This is a genomic window from Neorhizobium huautlense (assembly GCF_030811685.1).
Taxonomy (GTDB): Bacteria; Pseudomonadota; Alphaproteobacteria; order Rhizobiales; family Rhizobiaceae; genus Neorhizobium; species Neorhizobium huautlense_A.
In genome coordinates, this window is record NZ_JAUSRF010000022.1 from 39,773 (window position 1) to 58,526 (window position 18,754).

The window sequence follows — 18,754 nt, forward strand, 5'->3', positions numbered from 1 at the left end:
GCGGCCGCCACACCTTGCGGCGCGGCGGTTGCTTTTTCAGTTTGCTGCCGGTTCTGGCCGCTGCGGGAACGAGGTGAGCTGCTGCCAGACGCCTTGGCCATTGGCGAGCCAAAACATCACGGGCCGGAGGGCCTGTTTGTCGGAGCTGCCGAGATATCCGACGACCTCAAGCTTCTCGCCGACCTCAAGGGGGCGTTCGAGGCCCCACCGGCGCATCCACTCTGGGCCGGCCAACATCAGTTCAACTTCGTCATGCCCTCCGTCATAGGGGCGAGCCGAAGCTATGGTAGCCGGGCCATCGCTGTCGTCCGCTCCTTGCGGAAGTTCACGAGAGGACCAGCCGTCCGGCAATGCCGTTCCATCGACCTTCATGTGGACTTCGCTGTGGGGATTGCCCCAATGGACTTCGGTGACGGTGCCAGCCGCATAATATGCGCGGCTCGTGTCGAACGAGTTCCAGCCGTGATGGGCTACGGCGATGGTGGCGACACTTAGCGCTGCGAGCCCGATCGCGCCGGCGATGCCGCGGCCAAATGACCTTGATCTCATGAGATGTCCCTTCACGCTGCGTCACCGAGATGCTGATTGAAGAAGGAAGTCAGCTTGGCGAACGGAATGATCTCCGTCCGGTCGTAGAGATCGATGCGGTTGGCGCCATCGATCACGACAAGTTCCTTCGGTTCCGCCGCCATTTCAAAGGCCTTGTCTGTGTAGCCGCGGGACGGTGCGATACCGCCGACCACGAACAGGATCGGCCGGGGCGCGATGGATTCGATGCCGACGAAGGGGTAGAAGTTCATGAACTTCGCATAGGTCGCCGGCGTCGTCCGACGATCGTTCGATGCGACCAGCCCACGCTCCGTGGAGTAGAAGTCCCGCGACTCAGCAGCCTCCAGAAACACGGGGTCGTTCTGGCCCGGGCCGTGGATCGGCTGGCCAGTTTCTGCCTCTTTGTAACGGTTGGCAGCAGCAATCTGCAGGTCGCTGTTTCGTGTCTCGACGGCCCGTTCGCCCTTGATGCCGGTGCGGTAGTATTCGCCCATGTCATACATCGACACGGTAGCGAGGGCCTTGATACGAGCATCGACCTTGGTTGCAGCGATGGAAAACCCGCCGCTGGCGCAAATGCCGATGACGCCGATGTTCTCCCGGGAAACGAATTCGCGGGTTCCGAGGAAGTCGACGGCTGCACTAAAGTTCTCGACATAGACGTCTGGGAGAACCGCGCCGCGCGGAGAACCGGCGCTCTCGCCCCAGTAGGACTGGTCGAAAGACAAGGTTACGAAACCTTGTTCGGCCATCTTGGTGGCATAAAGGTTTGCGGCCTGCTGGCGAACTGCTCCATAGGGATGACCGACGACCAGAGCGGGATATCTCCGGCCAGCTTCCATCTGGTTCGGACGGAATAGCGTGCCGACGACCTCCATGCCGTAGGTGTTCTTGTAGCGCACGTCTTCGGTGGTTACACGGTCGCTCTTGTAGAAGTTATCGGCGCCGCGTGACATGTCTGGTCCTGCTGCGAAAGCGGAGCCCGCGGTTCCGGCTACGGCAACTGCCGCCAGGGCTGCGCCACCTATGATAACCGTCCTGCGTTCCGGCGACACCAGATCGGGAGTATTTGGAATCTTGCCTTCGTCAGTCATTGCACGCTCCTTTTGGTGCTCGATGTTGATGTGATTGCGATCGATTTGATCAGTTGGCGCTGCGCATCCGGTCCAGCGTGAACACGAAATCCTGCCCCGCCTGGCTCTGATGACAGCTCATGCAACGCTGGCCGTCCTCGCGAATGTTCGGGGTGCGGTCCGGTGCAAACTCCCGGAATTCCCAGTCGCCTGCACGGAAGTTTTCCGGGTAGGCATCTCCCCAGCCGGCACGCTTCTCCATCACCACATAGCGGTGTAGGCCACCGCTGCGATGATCTTCCATCATGATGATTGTCCCATCGGGCAAAGGCTGCCCTGCTTTTGCTGCCGCCACAGCTTCGGGGCTGGTGAAGATCTCTTCACGAATGCCCCCACGATTAACGGTCGCATAGTGGATGCCGTTCTCGTAGCCCTCGGGGAACTGGACGCGATCATTCGCTGCCCACGCCTGCCATGCGGCGAAGCCACCTGCTATGACCGCCGCTGTCGCGATCGAAAGAGAAAATTTGGATGCGAACATGGAAATCCGTCCGTGCTGCCGGCCAGACGAATGTCCGAGCCGGCATGGTTGCTGGAGTTTGAGATCAGTCGAGGAACTGCTGGTCGGTCACCTGATCGGACCAGGCGACATTTGAGCCGCCTTCCATGTAGCTGAGGGCGATGTGGCGCATCATCGACGTGTCGGTCGCGCCATGCCAATGGCGGATGCCGGGTGCGAACCAGACGACATCGCCGGCACGAACCGTGCGCTTTTCACCACCTTCTTCCTGAACCCAGCCAGCACCGTCGGTAACGATCAGAAGCTGTCCACGAGGATGGAAGTGCCAAGCTGTCCTCGCCCCTGGGGTGAAGGTCACATGACCGGTGTTGTGACCATTGTGCTCATTTGCCGCGAACATGGGCTCGACGATAACCGTGCCGGTGAACTGGTCTGGCGATGCAAGGACGGATTTCCGCGAGCTGCCTTCGGAGATCGTGATCCCTTCGGCTGCAACTGGGCTGCCAAGTGCCGTCAGTGTGGCAGCGATCGCAAAAGTCTTCTTCATCGTGGTTCCTTTCAACATACTTGAACTGGAAAAATCATCGTGCGGGATTGGATGTAATGGGGTGTCGGGCGCTGATTAGAGCTGCTTCCGCGAATGGACTTATGAGCCATCACGATAAATTCTGAGCCGGCGGCTTCGCAGTCAGACGCACCGCGATCAGCGACGCCGCCGCGACGACGATCGAGCTGACGATGAACACCCGGCCGGTCCCTCCGCGCCCTGCGAGCATGCCGAGGGCTGGGCTGGAGAGGCCAAGCGCGAGATCCAGGAAGGCTGTATAAGTCCCCATGGCGACGCCACGAGCCTTCGCCGGCGCGCGCCGAACCGCCTCGACACCGAAGCCTGGATAAACGAGCGAATATCCGAAGCCGGTAAGAACGGTTCCGACGAGGGCAACGGCTTCGTTCGGAGCAAGCCAGATCACGGTGAGCCCGACCGCCTCGATCACGAGACAAACCAACGCCACGCGCGCACCACCCAAGGTGTCGGCGATGTGACCGAGCCAGAGGCGAGCAACGATGAAGGACACCGCGAAGGCGCTGACACCAAGCCAGATCGGTGTCCAGCCGCGTTCCGAAAACAGGAGCGATGCAAATGTCATCATCGCTCCAAAGCCCAAGCTGCTCATCGCCAGACCGATGCCCGGCAACCAGATTGCCCCGAGAACTGAACGCATCGGCGCAGCTTCTTCCACCGGCGGGAAGGTCGCTTTCTGCGGCAGGACGACGGCGAGGGTTATCAAAGGCACAATTGAGGTCGTCAGCGCGATTGCCCCGAAACCGGAGGCCTCGAACAGAGTGCCGCCCAGTGGGGCACCGACAGCGAATGCCGCATACATGGCTGTGCCAATCCAGGAGATGACCTTGCCGGTGTTCGCGGGCCCACCGAGCATCATCCCCCAGCTCACAGCGCCGGTAATGATGAAACTTTCCGCGCCTCCCAGGACAGCTCGCCCTACGAGCAGGATTGCGACCGAAAGGACTGGGCTTTCCACGAATACGAGCGATATCAGATAAAGTCCGCCGGATGCGGCGGCGCCAAGCAACCCGATGATCACGGCCAGCTTCCCGCCGCGACGGTCGGCAAAACGACCCGCCCAGACTCGTGAGACCAGCGAAGCCGCGAACTGACCGCCCGCCACAAGGCCGACCACAAATCCATCGAGACCAAGGTCGTCATGGACATGAAGCGGCAGAACGGGGAGCGCCAGCCCGATCATTAGAAACGCGATGAACACAGCCGCCATAATCGGCATGAGAGTCAGCGACAGTGATCGCCCTGAAGTTTCGGAGATGTCTTCGATTGCCATGTGCCATGGTCCTTTCGAGGCTCGTGCGCCCTCGGAAACGTGATCTGGCCCGCAATCTAGTGACTACGCATCTAGCTGATTAGCTGATAAAACGCGCAAAGACCCATGAGGAACGCTCATAATTGCTCAGAGAAAATGTCGCCGATCTTCTGTTCTTCCTCGCAGTTGCCCGTGAGAAAAGTTTCACGCGGGCCGCGGCTCAGCTTGGCGTTTCCCAGTCGGCGCTCAGCCATACCGTCAGACAGCTCGAGGAACGAATGGGCGTGCGTCTCCTGACGAGGACGACACGCAGTGTCAGCCCCACACCTGCGGGTGAGCGGTTGCTGGAAAGCCTAACGCCACGCTTCCAGGAAATCGAAGACGAGCTCGTGGCCGTGACCGAGTTGCGTGAGAAGCCGGCAGGCACGGTGCGACTGACGGCGATGGATTATGCGATCAATGATATCATCTGGCCGAAGCTGGCAAAGGTCCTTAAGGACTATCCTGACATCAACGTCGAGATCGTTACGAGCTATGGGTTCACTGACATCGTGGCGGAAAAGTTCGACGCTGGTATCCGATTGGGGGAATCGGTGTCTGTTGGCATGGTCGCCGCGCGGATCTCACCGGATATCGCTTTCGCGGTTGCGGGCGCGCCTGAGTATTTCGCTGAGCGGCCAAAGCCCTTGGTGCCGCAGGATCTGACCAGACACAAGTGCATCAACCTTCGCCTACCCAGCCATGGTGGCAATTATGTCTGGGAATTTGAAAAGAACGGCCAGGACGTACGTGTTCGCGTAGAAGGCCAGATCACCTGCACAACGGGGCCGCAGATCATGAACGTGGCCCTAGACGGGTATGGCCTCTGCCATCTGCCGGAGGGTATGCTGGAACCGGCAATCCGAGATGGCCGCCTTGTGCGCGTGCTGGAGGATTGGACACCTCCTTGGACAGGCTACCATATCTACTATCCATCCCGCCGGCAGCCATCTGCTGCCTTCGCGATCGTATTGGCTGCGCTGCGCCATCGGGAGTGACGCAGCACTAATTTATCAGCTCGGCCGCTGTTCGATCACGTCTTTCGCGATCGGAACGGCAGAGAAAACGCTCGGCCAACCGGCGTAGAACGCCAGCGTCGTCAGCATTTCCGACGCTTCCGTAGCCGTCAAACCATTGTCCATCGCCTTGTTGAGATGGAAGCCGATTTGCCCGGCCTGACCATTGGCGATCAGGGATGCCACTGTCACCAGACTGCGATCCCTCGGCGCAAGCCCCGGTCGCTGCCAGACATCCTGGAACAGCATGGTCGTGTATTCCACGACACCCTGCGACACTGGGCCGACGCTCTCCTCTACGCGCTTCGCGCGAGCATCCTCAGACGCTTGGTTCAAGGGTAGAAGCTCAGGGCTCTCCTGCGGTAACTGGTCGGCGCCAATCCCTCTCGCTGCAAAGACATCTTTCGCAACAGTTACAGCTGCCATTCCCTGAGGAAAGCCGCTGTAGAATGCCAGATGGGTGATGATTTCAGAGAGCTCCGTCGGGGTTACACCGCTATCGAGCGCCAGCTCGAAGTAGAAGGGCATCTCGACGATCTGGCCACGAGCGATAAGAGCCGCGACTGTCACGACGCTGCGATCGCGGGCGGACATTCCGGGGCGCTTCCAGACTTCACCCAGCAGGGTTTCGCGCGCGTATTTCCCGAAAGCGGGCGAGACGGCCTGGATGTCACTCATCGATATCGGCATCGAAACGGCGCTACGTTTCGTCTCTTCCGAGAATGTCGGCGCAGCGGCAGACAAGGACATGGTTAATGCGGTAGCGGCGAGTGTCTTTTTCATCGGGAGCTCCTTCAGTAAACCTATCGTCGCCCAAGGTAAGGCCCGGTGACGGTGCGATTAGGAGGGAAATCGCGAATGGACTTATGAGCGGAACTCATAAGCTTAGAAACGCAGCAGCTTGTCGTCCGACATCGCCGGAGTAAGCTCTTAAAGGGACTCGAACCGCAGACCTCGTTGATGCAGCCTCCTCTCATGGAGAACGAGTGCTTTTGAAAACAGAAACTTGCTAAGGATTGTCGTGATTGCCGGGTGCCACCTCACGCAGCTTGGTCTTGCTGATGATGATGGCCCCTGCCGGCAGACGGCTTCTCGCTCGACAACAGTTCCATCGAACAGTTAGCAGACACCTGTCGTTGGCCAGTCCCTGAGGATACGCGCGATTTCGGTCAGATCACCCCTTGCAAGAAATTTTGATTCAGCATCAATGGCATGGCCTGCAACGCACATATAGGGGTACATTTTTTACCCTTGCATTGTTGCTTTCTTAACAGGATTGCTCCATATCGTTGCTCAACAACACCCGCCACGCCTCGGACGGAACCTCGGTTCCGAAACTGCGCACCCCGGCGGGTTTTTTTGTTTTATAGCTATTCGAATCCGCTTATGAAATGGCATGAAGTTCGAAAAGCCCTCCGTCTCCATCCCCGACCAGATCGCCTTGCTGGAAGCAAGGGGAATGGCTGTACCAGATTATGCCCACGCTACCCATTGCCTCCAGCATATAAGCTATTATCGGCTACGGGCCTACTGGTTGCCATTCGAGGACGCACCACAGGCTAGTGGTACGCATGGGTTTCAAGCTGGAACCTCCTTCGACCAAGTCCTGGAGCTCTACATTTTTGATCGGCGGCTGCGCCTCCTCGTGATGGATGCGATCGAAAGGATTGAAGTATCCTTGCGAGGTAGCTGGGCACATCACCTTGCCATGAAATACGGGCCACACGGCTATCTCGATCCGGGTCTCTACCACCGGCCCGATCGATATGCCCAAGCCTTCGCCAAATTGATCGAGGATCTGGCAAGGTCGAAAGATACCTTCATACTTCACTACAGGAGCAAATACGACGATCCAGAGCACCCACCGATCTGGATGACAGCCGAAGTGATATCGTTGGGGCAACTCTCGATGTGGTATAATAATCTCAAGAACCGGCCGGATCGACAGGCGATCGCCAAGGTTTACGGGTTGGATGAATCGGTTTTGGTATCGCTCGCCCATCACCTCACATACATCCGCAACATCTGTGCCCACCACGGCCGACTTTGGAACAAGCAGGTGACGGTAAAGATGATCGTGCCGACGTCTCCTGCGAGCTTAAAGCTGGCTATGAATGGAAATACACAGGGGCGAGTCTACAATACCATTGCAGTTCTCGGCTATCTCATGGATATCGTTGCACCGGACAACCAATGGCGCGAACAGATTGCAGGACTAATGGATTCATGCCCGCTGGCAGACAAGGTCGCGATGGGCTTCCCGGCCAATTGGAAGAATCTCGCTGCTTGGAATTGAACAGCTAGGAGTGTCAGATAGCCTCCTACCATTGGCCCGATCTTGAGCGTGCTCTTGAATGGAATCTGACCATCGACCCGTGATCGTTACCGGTCATTGCGCTGAAAAACGGCGATGGCTTACGTTTCACAGCTCCTCTCGGCGACAGACGGATTGGTCGGGTACCAAAGAGCCGCCAGTGTCCTGTCATCAACACAGATGACTTGTCTGTTGTCGAATTCGGGCGCCGGAAGGGCAAGGGGCGCATCATTTGCTCCTAACGTCGCCGAAGCCTTCCATCCACGCCGCGTACTTCGCAGCATTTTCTAAGTCATCAAGGTACGGACAGCTGAAAGCATGGGCCCCGCTTAGAGCAGCATCGGCTCCTTCGCGATAGGCAGAAATGATCTTCACCTCAGAAACTGATATCTGGGGAATATCAATCGTGGCGTCTGGTCGTATTCTCGCAATATGCGCCGTCGTACCGCCGCCCATTCGCTCGCCATTTTCCATAGCTCGATGCCGTCAGTTTACTGTAACGTTCTTGAATTGGCGGGATATTAGAGCGGAGCTTCTCAAACGTCCATCTTACGAGAGTTTTGATCTGGCTTTTTTTCACGAGGCTATGATGCTTACCTGACACGCGGTCTGCTCTGGGTCGCCTCTTCGCATAAACTAACGGCTGACCCTCGGCTTGCGCACAGACTTCCGAGAGCAAGTTATGTCAGACGGGCTGATGTCTGGCACTTCGTGTTGACGGGATTCGAACCATGGACCCAGACAACGGCTTATCTAGGTTATTGGAAGTACGGTAATTAGAGCGGCATTTATTTGATAGCTTTCGTACAAGGCGTCCGCGCATTCAGGATCTCCGAGAGATTTTCCCCGCCAACCTGAAGCGAGCGCCTTCCGGTGGAAATTCTAATGTCGTGCTGCCCTGAAAATACGGACCGATCATCCGCTGTATCAGTCTCGACCCAAATCCGGTTGCAGAGGGAGTGGTGACTGCCGGGCCATCTCGCTCGGTCCAGTCGAGCCTGAAGCTGCCGTCTGGATCCACGTGCCACTTGATATCGACGCGCCCAGCGTCGCCGGACAAGGCGCCATATTTGGCCGCATTCGTTGCCAGCTCGTGCAGCGCGAGAGAAAGCCCAATTGCCTGTGGCGATTCCAGAGGATGATCAGTGCCCTCCCATGACACACGACCATTGCCGCCGTCATGCGGTGCGAGTGCCCCCGCGACGACGGACATGATGTCCGCGGCAGATCCTTGGGCGCCCGTGAGGATGTCCTGAGCCGCTGCCAATGCGCCGACGCGCTTCATGATCGCGTCGCGGCTCTCCTCAAGCGATCGCGCGCTCCTCAAGGTCTGTGCGACGATTGCCTGCACGATGGCAAGGGTGTTCTTGATGCGGTGGGCAGCTTCGGCCATGATTTGGGCCTTGCGCTCATCTTCTTCCTTTTGAGCTGTGATGTCCTTGGTGACAACACCATAGCCGATAAGGTCGCCCTCCCCGTCCCTGACCGGAAACATCGTAAAGAGCGCTGGCACTTCCTCAGCGGTCGCAAAATTGCGAAGCCTGAGCTCGCGCTCGTAGCTTTGGCCCGATTTCAGAGCCGGCTTTACCTCTTCAAGAAAAGCCTCTCTGTCAGCTTCGACGACATAATCGGTCACCACCTTCGGCGGTAAAGCATCGGCAGGAAGCCCAACGAGACCCCTCGCCGCATCGTTGAGAAAAATGACTTCGCCGCGCTCGTCCGCGATCCCGATGAAATCGGAAGCCTGTCGAACAACGCGTTCAAAATTTGCTTTTTCCTGCTCGGCCTTGCGTGCGCGGTGCAGAAGCCGGCGTTGTAACGCAATACGCTTGCGTAGTTCCAATTGCGCCATCGTTTGCCTGGCGAGGAACTTCAGCATTTTGATTTGCTGGTCGGTGAACTCCCGGACCTCGTAGTCGAGAACACAAACGGTTCCGATCGGCAGGCCTTCTGGTGTTTTCAAAAGAGCGCCGGCATAGGCCCGGATATGCGGGGCCTCTGTGACAAGCGGACTGCCATCGAAGCGCGGATCCTTAGTGGCGTCCGGAACCACCATCGTATCTTCGAGAAGAAGGGCATGCCGGCAGAACGCGGTCTCGAGCGGCGTAGATCGAACACCGAGACCCACCTCAGCCTTGAAAAACTGCCGTGTCGTGTCGACCAGATTGACCACAGCGATTGGCGCGCCGCAGATTTCCGATGCGACCCGTGCCAGATCGTCGAAATCTTCCTCGCGCGGCGTATCGAGCACATCGTACGATTGAAGCGCGGCTGACCGTTCTTCCTCATCCCAAGTGATGGCGTTTGCCATCTTGCAGGTGTCGTTTGGATCTAGCAGCATCTACCTAGCCCTTAAGTTAGCGCGTAACCTATAGTACGGGCCGCGAAAATCCAACGAAAACAGGGCGAGCACGCATTGGTGAACCAGTGCAATTCATCGGTGTCTCGAGCCCATCGGCCTTCCGTAAGAAAAGCGGGCGCATGTGCGCCCGCTCACCGGATGATCTGGTTACAGTCGTTCAACGTGTAGCATGGAGCTCATCTTCACGGGTGACGTGGGTCGTCCCAACGGCTCCGCCGATCCATGCTGCTATCGCACCGACGGCCAGCGAGATGAATGCGAAGATCGAGCCGACGGAAACTGCCGTTGCGGCAGCCTGGGCCGCCTCAGTTGCCTGCTTCTTGGCTTCCTCGACCGACTGGCGATATTGGGTTTCGTACTGCTGAACCTGCTGGCGAGCCTGATCGACCGGAATATTCTGGGCGCGGGCAAGTGCTTCTGCCGAACGATTGCGCGCCTCCTCGATCTGAGCCTGGTCGCCCGTCAGCATTGCACGGACAGATGCCACGGCGGTATCGCGAAGAGCGGCCGGATCGTTGCCGCCGCTGGCATCGCGAACGCTGCGCTCGATATCGGCTATCGGGTCAGCTGCGGTAGCAATCGCCGGAGCAGCAGTCGTCGCCGCCGTTGCCGCCGTCGAGCTGACGCTCGAGATCAGACCGCCGAGCCCGCTGAAGGTGCCGCCAACGATTGCGCCGACCGATGTTGTTAGAAGATAGAGCGTCACGAGCGTGGTCACCGCCCAGGACGCGACACCATGCAAGGAACCGGTCGAGCGGAGCGGGCGGCCGGAGAGACGACTTGCAACATAACCACCAACGAAAAAGGCGATGAGGCCCGTGACGACGAACTACACCGCCGTCGTGATCGACATGGTGCTGGCGGCGGGACTGTCGTTCGAAGCCGGGTCGATCACGGCCGCGCCCAATCCAACGCCCAGAAGCGTCAAGAGGATGTGCGTGGTCAGCGTGATGGCAACGCCCGCGAAGATCGCGCCCCACGAGACTTTGTTATAGGCGGCGTTGATGTTGGGGTCGACAGAGCGCGCATGGAGTTGCGCTACAGAGACGGGTTCGGTCATTTGGGTATCCTCGCTGGTCACGGGTCTGTGAATGCGGCGAGAACGTGATGGAGTGCTTTATGTTCCCGTTCTGTATTAGACGGAAGAGAAACGACTTGCCCAAACTCCTACTGCGGCGGGTCCGTGATGCTCGACTTGGCGTCGACATCACCTGATGGCTCGGTCATCCACCACTGTCCCATGAACACAATGCCGCAAAGCAAGGCGCAGAACGCGAGAATGACAATCATCGCTTTCCGATGGCGCCTCGGCCCGACGGTTGGAGGTGTTCTACCCATGCTCGTCGAGCTTCAAAACGGATCGCAGCGGAAGAGTGTGCACAACCGTGCCGTCGCCAGTCGTTACCTCGAACTCGTCGCCGTCAACGAGGTCTCCGACGCGAATTTTAGCCGCCAGCAGTTCTCTGGCAGCAATCTGCGCTTCTTCGAGCGCCACCTCATCGGACGGCAACTCGGAGCCTTCCGGGTCTTTTTCCAGAACCCCATTGATCCGATAGTTGAAGAAATAGCGTGGCATCGCAGCTCCTGTGATTGTGCAAGACAATTCGAGAGCACGGATTGAGTTCCGCCCGACACGCCGCCTGGATATACCTCAGGACATTCTCCCCGAGACGGCTTCGACTTCATTCACCGGAACGACAATCCCGACGTAACGTCGAGGCAGGCCATCGCGATCGCGGAAGCCACGGCCGAAGGAGGCAACTGTCACATAACGTCCGGTGGCATCGAGAACCCGGTAGGTCTCCTGCTGGTTCATATGAGCGATGATGCTGTCGCTGATCGCCTCGGCGAGTTGCGATCGGTCATCCGGATGGACGCGATCGAGATAGGTCTCAATGGGAAGCCCGCGCTCAGCCTCTCGCGGATCGATGCCAAACAGGTCTGCCAGGGCGCCATCGGCATAAAGAATGTTTTCCGGAATGTCCCAGGTGAAGAACCCAACATCTGGCGTATCGCCACCGAACAGCTGGCTTGAGAACAATCCCTCATCGACCGAACGCATAACACCTCCCAGTTCCACCCTTAAGGATGAATTGGGATGCGGTAAAATGCCGTCAATGGTCACTTCTTCAGATAAATATCTTCTAACGCTTCGAGGACAGCTCGGACATTCGCGTTCATGATTGACCCATCCGGTGCGCGCTCTTGCCCGGAAGTCGCCCGAGCGAGACGAACGTGCTTCAAATGCGCGACGAGCTTCTGAAGATCGAGATTTTTCAAAGCGATCGATTTCGGCATTGTGAACTCCGTCCCTCGTCGAGGCTTACAGTGTCGAACGTGGAATGTATATTCGATATTTGTGAAATATGCTTGTATTAGCCCCATGCGGCAAAGAGCACGGCAACGATGACGACTGCCGTGTTAATCAGGCCAATCTGAAGATATTTCGGGCTCATTGAGTATCTTCTGGTCTCGCGTCGGTTTTGCCAGCTTCAAGCCGAGCCACCTGTAGTCTAAGGGTCTTTTCCGCCCTGGCCTTACGCTCGGCGGTTATAATCTCCAATGCCGCGCGATCGGTCTCAGCCGCTTTTTCACGTCTATCTGCCGCAGCCATATTCATCCTCCTGCATTAGCAGCACGGCAATTAGATTAGCGTTATGTTTTGCCAACCCCTTGGTTCGGAAATGTCCACTTCCATACAGATAGATATGCATTAGGAAACGGTCATATTAAGGGCGAAATCCGGCAATACGGGCAGCGCATGAACGATACGTATCCGTATGTCGCAGCACTCCTCTTTCTCATGGCGCTGGCGTTTCTGGCGCTGAGATATGCGGTTCTGTTCTGAGTTCGGCTACTTTGTAAGTGGTTGATGCGCAGCTGGCGCGGCTCACCCCTTAGGCCGCGTCAGCTAAGCGTGACGACCTGCCGCGAGGCTACCGTGGACCGCGAGGGAGTAGACGGCTTCGAGCGCGACCCGATGGCACGCCGTTCCGCCTGCCATTGCGGCCAAAGAAGCACGTTTCAATCGCTTTGCTGAATACTCACGGCATCCGATCGCGACGAACTCATAAAGCTCGTGGCCGACAAGTCCTTTGGACAATCCGTCGATAAGGTGACGGTGCACGCTGTCGAGTTTCTTGCCCATGATCGCCTCCGCTTGAGCGAGTTCTATATGAACGGTCTCGAGCGGCAACAGTTGCAACCCAACCATCTACATCTAATTTGACGGTGGGCGCTGCAAGACTGGTTGGTTGGCAGCGTCGGCCAGTGCGAGCAATGTGCCAACCCTTTGAATATGACGCGGGAGAAAGGCGCCTTAGCATCCACAACGCTGCGCAGAGCCTAATCGCGCAGATCGAGTTTTGCAGCTCAACCGGACCTCTGCCTTTTCTCTTTCGAAGGACGGGAGCTTCAGGATAGCGCAGCCGTCTTCAACATCGCGGATAAGCCCCAATACGAAAAAGCCTGCCGCGGGAGGAGGTGCGGCAGGCTTTTCGAATGATGTGAACGGCGACTGGGAGGAGGATGCCGCCATTCTGTCAGGTGCCCTTGGAAGGAGGAGTAGGTCACCTGAATGACGAAGCTTCGCGGGAGGAGGTGCGTTGCTTCGTTGGAGATTAAGTACCCCACCCGGACCTGCTTCGAAAATAAGCGATGAAACAGAACAGCCATGCTCAATTCGCATATCTGGGCATGGCGGTCAGGTTGCCTCCGGCCAGTCATTCGCCGGTTCGTCAATCTCACCCGGCGCATCGGCAGGATCTGGATCTTCGCTGTACGCGCGCCGCATATCTGTCAGCTCATTCTCCACGGTAGCAATCACCTCGGGCGTTTTCGATCCGGCAGTTACGTAGTGATCGACGAGTTGTTCGAGCTTGAGACGAACGTCGCCGGCGATACTGTTCATGGTGGTGCCCTCAATGCTTGGCCGGGTGATGATCGCCCTTATCGCCCTCACCCGGTTTAGCAACCGTTTCGGCCTTCTGTCGCTTGTCGGCTGAAAGCGATCGACCGACGTCGACACTCTCCTTGAATTGGCCTTTTTCATCACGACGAACGTAGCGTTTGTCTGTCCCGGTAGCGATCAGCTCTCTCTTCGACATCTGAATTCTCCTTCGGTTGCGATAAGCGAATAATTCGCGCGCGCACGAAAACATGCATCGAATCCAGAGGCTTGATTTGAATCTCATGGTTGCGGTGGAAAATTGAATCAAGCCATTGAAAATGATTCATTTTTGGAATCGGAACTGAGTCGCGGATGACGCAGTTGAATCGCACAGGTTGCGTCCTGTGCGAGGAGTCCGAAATGGCCGGTCAGCGTGCTCAGTGGAAAGGTTTTATCAAGTTTGGCGAGGTGTCGTGTGGCGTAGCGCTTTACACCGCCGCCTCGACCTCCGAGCGGATCACCTTCAATACGATCAACACCGCGACCGGAAACCGGGTCAACCGCGTGTTTATCGACAGTGACACGGAAGAGCCGGTGCCGAAGGAAGCCCAGACCAAAGGCTTCGAGATCGAGAATGGCCAATACATCATCATCGACCCTGATGAGGTGGCCGCCACCATTCCTGAGAGCAACAAGACACTGGAGGTCGAAGCCTTCATCCCCTGCTCCGATGTCGACGATGTCTACTTCGACAAGCCATACTATCTCACTCCGGACAAGATGGGCACGGATGCATTTGCTGCGCTGAGAGACGGCATGCGCAAGTCCAAGGTCGCCGCGATCGCAAGAACCGTGCTCTTCCGGCGGATGCGCACGGTCCTTATTCGCCCGCACGGCAAAGGGCTGATCGCCACGACACTGAACTATGATTACGAGGTCCGCTCGTCGAAGAAGGCGTTTGAGGAGATGCCGAAGATCACGATCCAGGGCGAGATGCTTGATCTAGCCAAGCACATTATCGCGACGAAGAAAGGCGACTTCGATCCGGCGGCCTTTGATCACCGTTACGAAGCCGCACTCGCCGAGCTGGTGAAAGCCAAGATGGAAGGCAAGGCGTTGCCCAAACGTAAGAAGGTCGAGGTGTCCAAGCCGAACGACCTTCTGGCCGCACTGCGCGAGAGCGCCGGTCTCGGCAAATCCAAGGACGACAAACCGAAACGCACTGCAGCCAATGCCAATAAAGGTGCTGGCAGGCAGCGCGCCGCGCGCGGGGCGGCCAAGGGGTCCGCCGCTTCAAAAGCTGCCCCGCAGCGCAAGGCAGGGTGAGGAGACGAGATCATGGTACTTCGCCCCTATTGGAAAGGCTATCTCAAACTCTCTCTCGTCACCTGCCCGGTGTCGATGATGCCGGCCACGTCGGAGGCGGAAAAGGTCCGGTTTCATACGCTGAACAAAGAAACCGGCAACCGGGTCGTCTCCCAGTACATCGACTCGGTCACCGGCAAGCCAGTCAGGGACGACAAAGAGGCTAAGGGCTATGCGCGTGGCGAGAACGATTATGTCATTTTGACCGACGACGATCTTGATGCGGTGGCGCTTGATACGGTGAAGACCATCAATATCGACAAGTTCGCACCCGCCGACAGTATCGAGTGGGTCTATCTGGAAAAGCCCCACTACCTGATGCCGGATTGTTGGTTTCCGCGCAGAATTGAGCCGGTGGGGGTGCGGATAAAAAGTTGGACTGCTTTATAAGTTCAGGCCGAGGCTCTTACGATATTCGACCGGGCTGAGCGATCCCAACGATAGCTTGATACGCTTTTCGTTGTACCAGCGAATATAAGCATCGACCTCGGCGACGAACTGTTCGATTGTGATGGCCTTCCAATCTCGTGGATAGAAGAGTTCCGTTTTCAGCCGTCCGAAGAACCCTTCGCACGCGGCGTTGTCTTGTGAGCAGCCCATTCGGGACATCGAGCGAACCAATTTAGCATCGCTAATCCGTGTGAGCCAACCGGGCCAGCGATAATGGGCTCCGCGATCGGAATGGACAATTGGCCGTTCCGCAGCGTCGGTCACAGTCTCGATGGCGGCGTCCAGCATGGTATTGACCAGACCCGCATCTGGTTGCGTTCCAATCGACCAACTGATGACCATCCCGTCGAAGCAGTCGATGATAGGAGAAAGGTACACCTTCCCGGCTGGGATCTGGAACTCGGTGATGTCTGTAAGCCATTTCACGTTCGGCGCTTCTGCATGGAAGTCCCGATTGATCAGGTTTTCGGGTGCCGGACTGATTTCTCCCAGATATGATCCAAAACGCCGTCGACGCGGTCTGGCGACGACCAACTGCTCCTGCTTCATCAACCGCTGCACAACCTTTTCCGAGATTATTACGCTCTGCCTGGCCAGCGACGCCTGCAGTCTGCGATAACCATAGCAACGACGGTTTTCTTCAAAGATTTCCGCAAGGCTGTGCCGGACCGCCGCATACTTGTCTGCCAGACAAATGCGCGTGCGATGGTAAGAATAGGAGCTGCGGGCAATTCGCAGCTGGGCGAGTAGTTCAGGCAAGCGATAAGCTTCCTTAAGGGCGTCAATCAGCTGTGTCTTCTCCCGATTACTTAGGATCTGCAGATCGACGCCCAGGTCTTTTTTTATGAGTTCATTGGCCTTCTTCAGGAGATCATGCTCGAGTTGCAACTGGCGAACATCACGCTGGAGAGCTTCAAGCTGTCGCTCGAGCTCCTCACGCTCAGGCACCTTGGATTTTGCTTTGCGGCGTTTCATGGATGATGGGGCCTCATGACCGAGAAGCTGGTCCTTCCAGCTGTACAATGTTGGCCGCGAGACGCCCAGCCGGTCAGCGACCTGTTGAGCGCTTTCATCTCCACTGCATAGTCCGGTGACCCCCGCTTGCCGGATCTCGTCGGAATAGCCAGGGTGCCACGATCGCCCGACCAACGATGTTCGGGTCTCGGGAAATGCCTCCCGAACCCATGCGGTCAGTGTCCCTCGTCCGGGATAGCCAAGTTCCCTCATCGTCGCAGAGATGCAACGGTCATGAGTGCGATAGTGCTCAAGCGCCGCCTGTCTCTGAGCCTCGGAATATTTTGGCGCTCGCGCTACCGGCTGAGTACGCAGGTCGAGATGCTGTACGTACTCGCGGTGCCAGCCCCTCAGCGCATTCTTGGTGGGATATCCCAGCTGGCGAATGGTAGCGTTAAGCCGCTTGCCAAGCCGGATGTAGAGTTCAAATGCTCGAAGTCTGTCTGCGTAGGAATACATGAACTACCTCCTGGTGGTCCAAGTTTTCGTCCGCACCCCCTTATGCGCCTAACCGGCTCAGTTCTGCGTGGAAACCAACAGCCGGATGATCCGGTCGGACACGAAGCCTTTGCCGTCATCCGGGATGCCATGAAGGCCGACAAGGTCGTGGGCATTTCGAAGCTGGTGATCGGCCGCCGCGAGCGGGCCGTTGTCCTCGAACCGCGCGACGACGGCATTGTCCTCTGGTCGTTGCGATTTGGCGACGAGGTTCGACCCGAAGAGAACTACTTCGAGGATATCGAGGCGGATGCCGACAAGGAGCTGATCCCTCTCGTTCAGAAGCTGATCAAGCAAAAGACGACGCGCTGGTCGCCGGACATGGTCGGCGACCCAATCCAGGAGAGCCTGCTCAAACTGATCGAGCAAAAGAAAAAGCAGTTGAGGCCGAAGAAGGCCGCAAAAGGCAAAAAAGCGGATGCTGCACCAGCTTCGAATGTGGTGAACATCATGGACGCTCTACGGAAGAGCATTGAAGCGGATCCCAAAAAGAAAAAGGCCAGCTAACATGCAGGAAGAAACTGAGATCCATCTGTGTGAACCCGCGCCGTTCATTTATTTCGAGAACGGGCAGATCGCCGTCACCGACGGCTCATCCGTCTGGTTGGTCATCGTCACGTGCGAAGCGATGAAGGCGACAGCGGCTCCACCAGAGAAATCGTTGAAGCGGCTCGTCCGCTATGTCGAATTTTATCGCGACCTCGCGGCAGCAAGCATTCGCCGAGGCGAGGATGTGGACGGAAAGGTCTGGGTGCGCGAAAGCGACGTCCTCGCTGTCCGAGCATCGCGTGGCTCGATACACCATAGTTCGCGGGCGTTGGATAACGCTTGAGCAGCCAGCGACCTTCATTCCCTCGTACGTCGGACGGCCGATATATGGTCGTGAGGGGTCGGCTTTGGCGGCTCAGCAACCCAAATTTATCGGAGCCCGACCGACAGGCGCTGGTCTCGGAGCTGATGGCTGCACGTCGGGCTGTCAAGGACGCGAAGGTCGATGTCGAGAGGATGAAGATTGCTCGCCAGCGCGTGGACGCCGCGAAAATCGCCCTGGGGGAGCGTGGCCCGGTTTTGTGGACCGATGGTGAGCCAGACTTCAATCGAAAGCTTGCCATAAACACGCCATATCGGGAATGGTTCGAACGGTTGGCGCGGTTGCCTTAGGGTTTTGACCCGCCCGACGGGTTAGAGGGAACGCCGAGATTTCCCGGCTCACCCTGGGCTGGCGCCGACACAGATGCGGTCGTTCGAGGATCTGTCGCCGGGCCGATAAGATAACTTCCGGCGCTCTGCGTCGGCGCAATGTTGTATTGGGGCCGCATGTTCGACGCCGGGGGAGGCGAATTATGGATACTGTACAGCGCGTGGATTTCGGCCCAGGTCATCTCATTGGTGAAGCGCCCACACATAACCGATCCGTATTGCTGAACCTAAACTACGTGCCTTAACGTATGCAGAGTAGGGTCAGTCGCAAAGCTTCATAGCCGATTGCAAGACTTTGCGGATACCGCACGCGGCCAAAATGCTGGCTTGCCAGTGGGCGATCAAATACCCCCCAGGCTCGCGCCGCCGTCTGAAGCAAGCTTGCCATGCCGCTGCAGGAACCGCTGGAAATTCTCGCGCGCAGCGGAGATGGGCCAACGAACGCCAGCTGCTTCGCGACAGTATCGCGTAAGCGTTTCATAGGCCAAGTCGCGCTTTTCCTGCGGCCACTCGTCGAGGAAATCAAAGACATCATCAAGGCCGGTGATCTCCTGAACGAAGTACCGGCGCTGAGCATAAAGTGGTTTGTCGAACACAGCGAGCGCGATGGTGATCCTCCTTTTTCCTCGG

20 protein-coding genes and 3 pseudogenes are annotated in these 18,754 nt (G+C 57.5%); 6 read left to right on the plus strand and 17 right to left on the minus strand.

Annotated elements, in window-relative coordinates:
• Positions 1-36: 36 nt before the first annotated feature.
• From J2T09_RS23965 to J2T09_RS23985, 5 genes are all read right to left on the minus strand, one after another.
• Positions 37-549, minus strand: coding sequence for a DUF6152 family protein (locus J2T09_RS23965; RefSeq protein WP_306839351.1), 513 nt, complete (start codon positions 547-549; stop codon positions 37-39).
• A gap of 11 nt (positions 550-560) precedes the next feature.
• Entirely contained in the window at positions 561-1,643 is a 1,083-nt protein-coding gene (locus tag J2T09_RS23970) for an alpha/beta hydrolase (RefSeq protein WP_306839353.1), read from the minus strand.
• Positions 1,644-1,692: 49 nt separating this feature from the next.
• Positions 1,693-2,163 carry a cytochrome P460 family protein gene (locus J2T09_RS23975; protein ID WP_306839355.1) on the minus strand — a complete coding sequence of 157 codons (471 nt, stop codon included), beginning with the start codon at positions 2,161-2,163 and terminating at the stop codon, positions 1,693-1,695.
• A gap of 64 nt (positions 2,164-2,227) precedes the next feature.
• The gene (locus tag J2T09_RS23980) at positions 2,228-2,689 is read right to left on the minus strand and encodes a (R)-mandelonitrile lyase (protein ID WP_306839357.1); all 462 of its coding nucleotides are present in this window, start codon (positions 2,687-2,689) and stop codon (positions 2,228-2,230) included.
• 109 nt (positions 2,690-2,798) lie between these two features.
• Positions 2,799-3,998 (minus strand): arabinose transporter, encoded by a 1,200-nt coding sequence (locus tag J2T09_RS23985; protein WP_306839359.1) that lies wholly within the window; start codon positions 3,996-3,998, stop codon positions 2,799-2,801.
• Between the two features lie 122 nt (positions 3,999-4,120).
• Between J2T09_RS23985 and J2T09_RS23990 the strand changes: the two genes are divergently transcribed.
• Complete coding sequence (locus J2T09_RS23990) at positions 4,121-5,014, plus strand: LysR family transcriptional regulator (RefSeq protein ID WP_306839360.1); 894 nt, start codon at positions 4,121-4,123, stop codon at positions 5,012-5,014.
• Between the two features lie 15 nt (positions 5,015-5,029).
• On the opposite strand, the gene J2T09_RS23995 is transcribed toward J2T09_RS23990, so the two are convergent.
• The gene (locus J2T09_RS23995) at positions 5,030-5,815 is read right to left on the minus strand and encodes a carboxymuconolactone decarboxylase family protein (RefSeq protein WP_306839363.1); all 786 of its coding nucleotides are present in this window, start codon (positions 5,813-5,815) and stop codon (positions 5,030-5,032) included.
• A gap of 613 nt (positions 5,816-6,428) precedes the next feature.
• Here J2T09_RS23995 and J2T09_RS24000 point away from each other — a divergent pair.
• Positions 6,429-7,328, plus strand: a complete 900-nt coding sequence (locus tag J2T09_RS24000; RefSeq protein ID WP_306839365.1) for an Abi family protein — start codon at positions 6,429-6,431, stop codon at positions 7,326-7,328.
• 246 nt (positions 7,329-7,574) lie between these two features.
• Here J2T09_RS24000 and J2T09_RS24005 read toward each other — a convergent pair whose 3' ends face one another.
• The 9 genes and pseudogenes from J2T09_RS24005 to J2T09_RS24045 form a co-directional block, all read right to left on the minus strand.
• On the minus strand, positions 7,575-7,820 hold the full coding sequence (locus J2T09_RS24005; protein ID WP_306839367.1) for a hypothetical protein: 246 nt from the start codon (positions 7,818-7,820) through the stop codon (positions 7,575-7,577).
• A gap of 349 nt (positions 7,821-8,169) precedes the next feature.
• Complete coding sequence (locus J2T09_RS24010; RefSeq protein WP_306839369.1) at positions 8,170-9,687, minus strand: sensor histidine kinase; 1,518 nt, start codon at positions 9,685-9,687, stop codon at positions 8,170-8,172.
• A gap of 178 nt (positions 9,688-9,865) precedes the next feature.
• Positions 9,866-10,768 (minus strand): annotated as a pseudogene (locus J2T09_RS24015) (PhnA-like protein).
• Between the two features lie 270 nt (positions 10,769-11,038).
• Positions 11,039-11,284 (minus strand): DUF6894 family protein, encoded by a 246-nt coding sequence (locus tag J2T09_RS24020; RefSeq protein WP_306839371.1) that lies wholly within the window; start codon positions 11,282-11,284, stop codon positions 11,039-11,041.
• 75 nt (positions 11,285-11,359) lie between these two features.
• A complete protein-coding gene (locus J2T09_RS24025; protein WP_306839373.1) occupies positions 11,360-11,770 on the minus strand; it encodes a PAS domain-containing protein in 411 nt (136 codons plus the stop codon).
• 59 nt (positions 11,771-11,829) lie between these two features.
• Positions 11,830-12,006, minus strand: coding sequence for a hypothetical protein (locus tag J2T09_RS24030; RefSeq protein ID WP_306839375.1), 177 nt, complete (start codon positions 12,004-12,006; stop codon positions 11,830-11,832).
• Between the two features lie 613 nt (positions 12,007-12,619).
• Positions 12,620-12,856: a hypothetical protein gene (locus J2T09_RS24035; RefSeq protein WP_306839377.1), complete on the minus strand. Its 237-nt coding sequence runs from the start codon at positions 12,854-12,856 to the stop codon at positions 12,620-12,622.
• 555 nt (positions 12,857-13,411) lie between these two features.
• Positions 13,412-13,618, minus strand: coding sequence for a hypothetical protein (locus tag J2T09_RS24040; RefSeq protein WP_306839379.1), 207 nt, complete (start codon positions 13,616-13,618; stop codon positions 13,412-13,414).
• A gap of 10 nt (positions 13,619-13,628) precedes the next feature.
• Positions 13,629-13,814: a hypothetical protein gene (locus tag J2T09_RS24045; RefSeq protein ID WP_306839381.1), complete on the minus strand. Its 186-nt coding sequence runs from the start codon at positions 13,812-13,814 to the stop codon at positions 13,629-13,631.
• Between the two features lie 203 nt (positions 13,815-14,017).
• On the opposite strand from J2T09_RS24045, the gene ku reads away from it, so the two are divergent.
• Complete coding sequence (ku, locus tag J2T09_RS24050) at positions 14,018-14,923, plus strand: non-homologous end joining protein Ku (protein ID WP_306839384.1); 906 nt, start codon at positions 14,018-14,020, stop codon at positions 14,921-14,923.
• Positions 14,924-14,935: 12 nt separating this feature from the next.
• Positions 14,936-15,289: pseudogene (locus J2T09_RS24055) on the plus strand (Ku protein); the annotation flags it as partial.
• A gap of 57 nt (positions 15,290-15,346) precedes the next feature.
• Here the strand turns inward: J2T09_RS24055 and J2T09_RS24060 are convergent.
• Positions 15,347-16,885, minus strand: a complete 1,539-nt coding sequence (locus J2T09_RS24060; protein WP_306839386.1) for an IS3 family transposase — start codon at positions 16,883-16,885, stop codon at positions 15,347-15,349.
• An 81-nt stretch (positions 16,886-16,966) separates the two neighbouring features.
• On the opposite strand from J2T09_RS24060, the pseudogene J2T09_RS24065 reads away from it, so the two are divergent.
• Positions 16,967-17,431, plus strand: a pseudogene (locus J2T09_RS24065) (Ku protein); the annotation flags it as partial.
• Position 17,432: 1 nt separating this feature from the next.
• Positions 17,433-17,756: a hypothetical protein gene (locus J2T09_RS24070; RefSeq protein WP_306839388.1), complete on the plus strand. Its 324-nt coding sequence runs from the start codon at positions 17,433-17,435 to the stop codon at positions 17,754-17,756.
• 709 nt (positions 17,757-18,465) lie between these two features.
• On the opposite strand, the gene J2T09_RS24075 is transcribed toward J2T09_RS24070, so the two are convergent.
• The gene (locus J2T09_RS24075) at positions 18,466-18,720 is read right to left on the minus strand and encodes a DUF982 domain-containing protein (RefSeq protein ID WP_306839467.1); all 255 of its coding nucleotides are present in this window, start codon (positions 18,718-18,720) and stop codon (positions 18,466-18,468) included.
• Between the last annotated feature and the right edge of the window lie 34 nt (positions 18,721-18,754).

Excerpts from the sequence above, each read along its gene's own strand:
- J2T09_RS23965 (WP_306839351.1), bottom strand. The coding sequence starts at position 549 with ATGAGATCAAGGTCATTTGGCCGCGGCATCGCCGGCGCGATCGGGCTC.
- J2T09_RS23970 (WP_306839353.1), bottom strand. The coding sequence starts at position 1,643 with ATGACTGACGAAGGCAAGATTCCAAATACTCCCGATCTGGTGTCGCCG.
- J2T09_RS23975 (WP_306839355.1), bottom strand. The coding sequence starts at position 2,163 with ATGTTCGCATCCAAATTTTCTCTTTCGATCGCGACAGCGGCGGTCATA.
- J2T09_RS23980 (WP_306839357.1), bottom strand. The coding sequence starts at position 2,689 with ATGAAGAAGACTTTTGCGATCGCTGCCACACTGACGGCACTTGGCAGC.
- J2T09_RS23985 (WP_306839359.1), bottom strand. The coding sequence starts at position 3,998 with ATGGCAATCGAAGACATCTCCGAAACTTCAGGGCGATCACTGTCGCTG.
- J2T09_RS23995 (WP_306839363.1), bottom strand. The coding sequence starts at position 5,815 with ATGAAAAAGACACTCGCCGCTACCGCATTAACCATGTCCTTGTCTGCC.
- J2T09_RS24000 (WP_306839365.1), top strand. The coding sequence starts at position 6,429 with ATGAAGTTCGAAAAGCCCTCCGTCTCCATCCCCGACCAGATCGCCTTG.
- J2T09_RS24005 (WP_306839367.1), bottom strand. The coding sequence starts at position 7,820 with ATGGAAAATGGCGAGCGAATGGGCGGCGGTACGACGGCGCATATTGCG.
- J2T09_RS24010 (WP_306839369.1), bottom strand. The coding sequence starts at position 9,687 with ATGCTGCTAGATCCAAACGACACCTGCAAGATGGCAAACGCCATCACT.
- J2T09_RS24020 (WP_306839371.1), bottom strand. The coding sequence starts at position 11,284 with ATGCCACGCTATTTCTTCAACTATCGGATCAATGGGGTTCTGGAAAAA.
- J2T09_RS24025 (WP_306839373.1), bottom strand. The coding sequence starts at position 11,770 with ATGCGTTCGGTCGATGAGGGATTGTTCTCAAGCCAGCTGTTCGGTGGC.
- J2T09_RS24030 (WP_306839375.1), bottom strand. The coding sequence starts at position 12,006 with ATGCCGAAATCGATCGCTTTGAAAAATCTCGATCTTCAGAAGCTCGTC.
- J2T09_RS24035 (WP_306839377.1), bottom strand. The coding sequence starts at position 12,856 with ATGGGCAAGAAACTCGACAGCGTGCACCGTCACCTTATCGACGGATTG.
- J2T09_RS24040 (WP_306839379.1), bottom strand. The coding sequence starts at position 13,618 with ATGAACAGTATCGCCGGCGACGTTCGTCTCAAGCTCGAACAACTCGTC.
- J2T09_RS24045 (WP_306839381.1), bottom strand. The coding sequence starts at position 13,814 with ATGTCGAAGAGAGAGCTGATCGCTACCGGGACAGACAAACGCTACGTT.
- ku (WP_306839384.1), top strand. The coding sequence starts at position 14,018 with ATGGCCGGTCAGCGTGCTCAGTGGAAAGGTTTTATCAAGTTTGGCGAG.
- J2T09_RS24060 (WP_306839386.1), bottom strand. The coding sequence starts at position 16,885 with ATGTATTCCTACGCAGACAGACTTCGAGCATTTGAACTCTACATCCGG.
- J2T09_RS24070 (WP_306839388.1), top strand. The coding sequence starts at position 17,433 with ATGCAGGAAGAAACTGAGATCCATCTGTGTGAACCCGCGCCGTTCATT.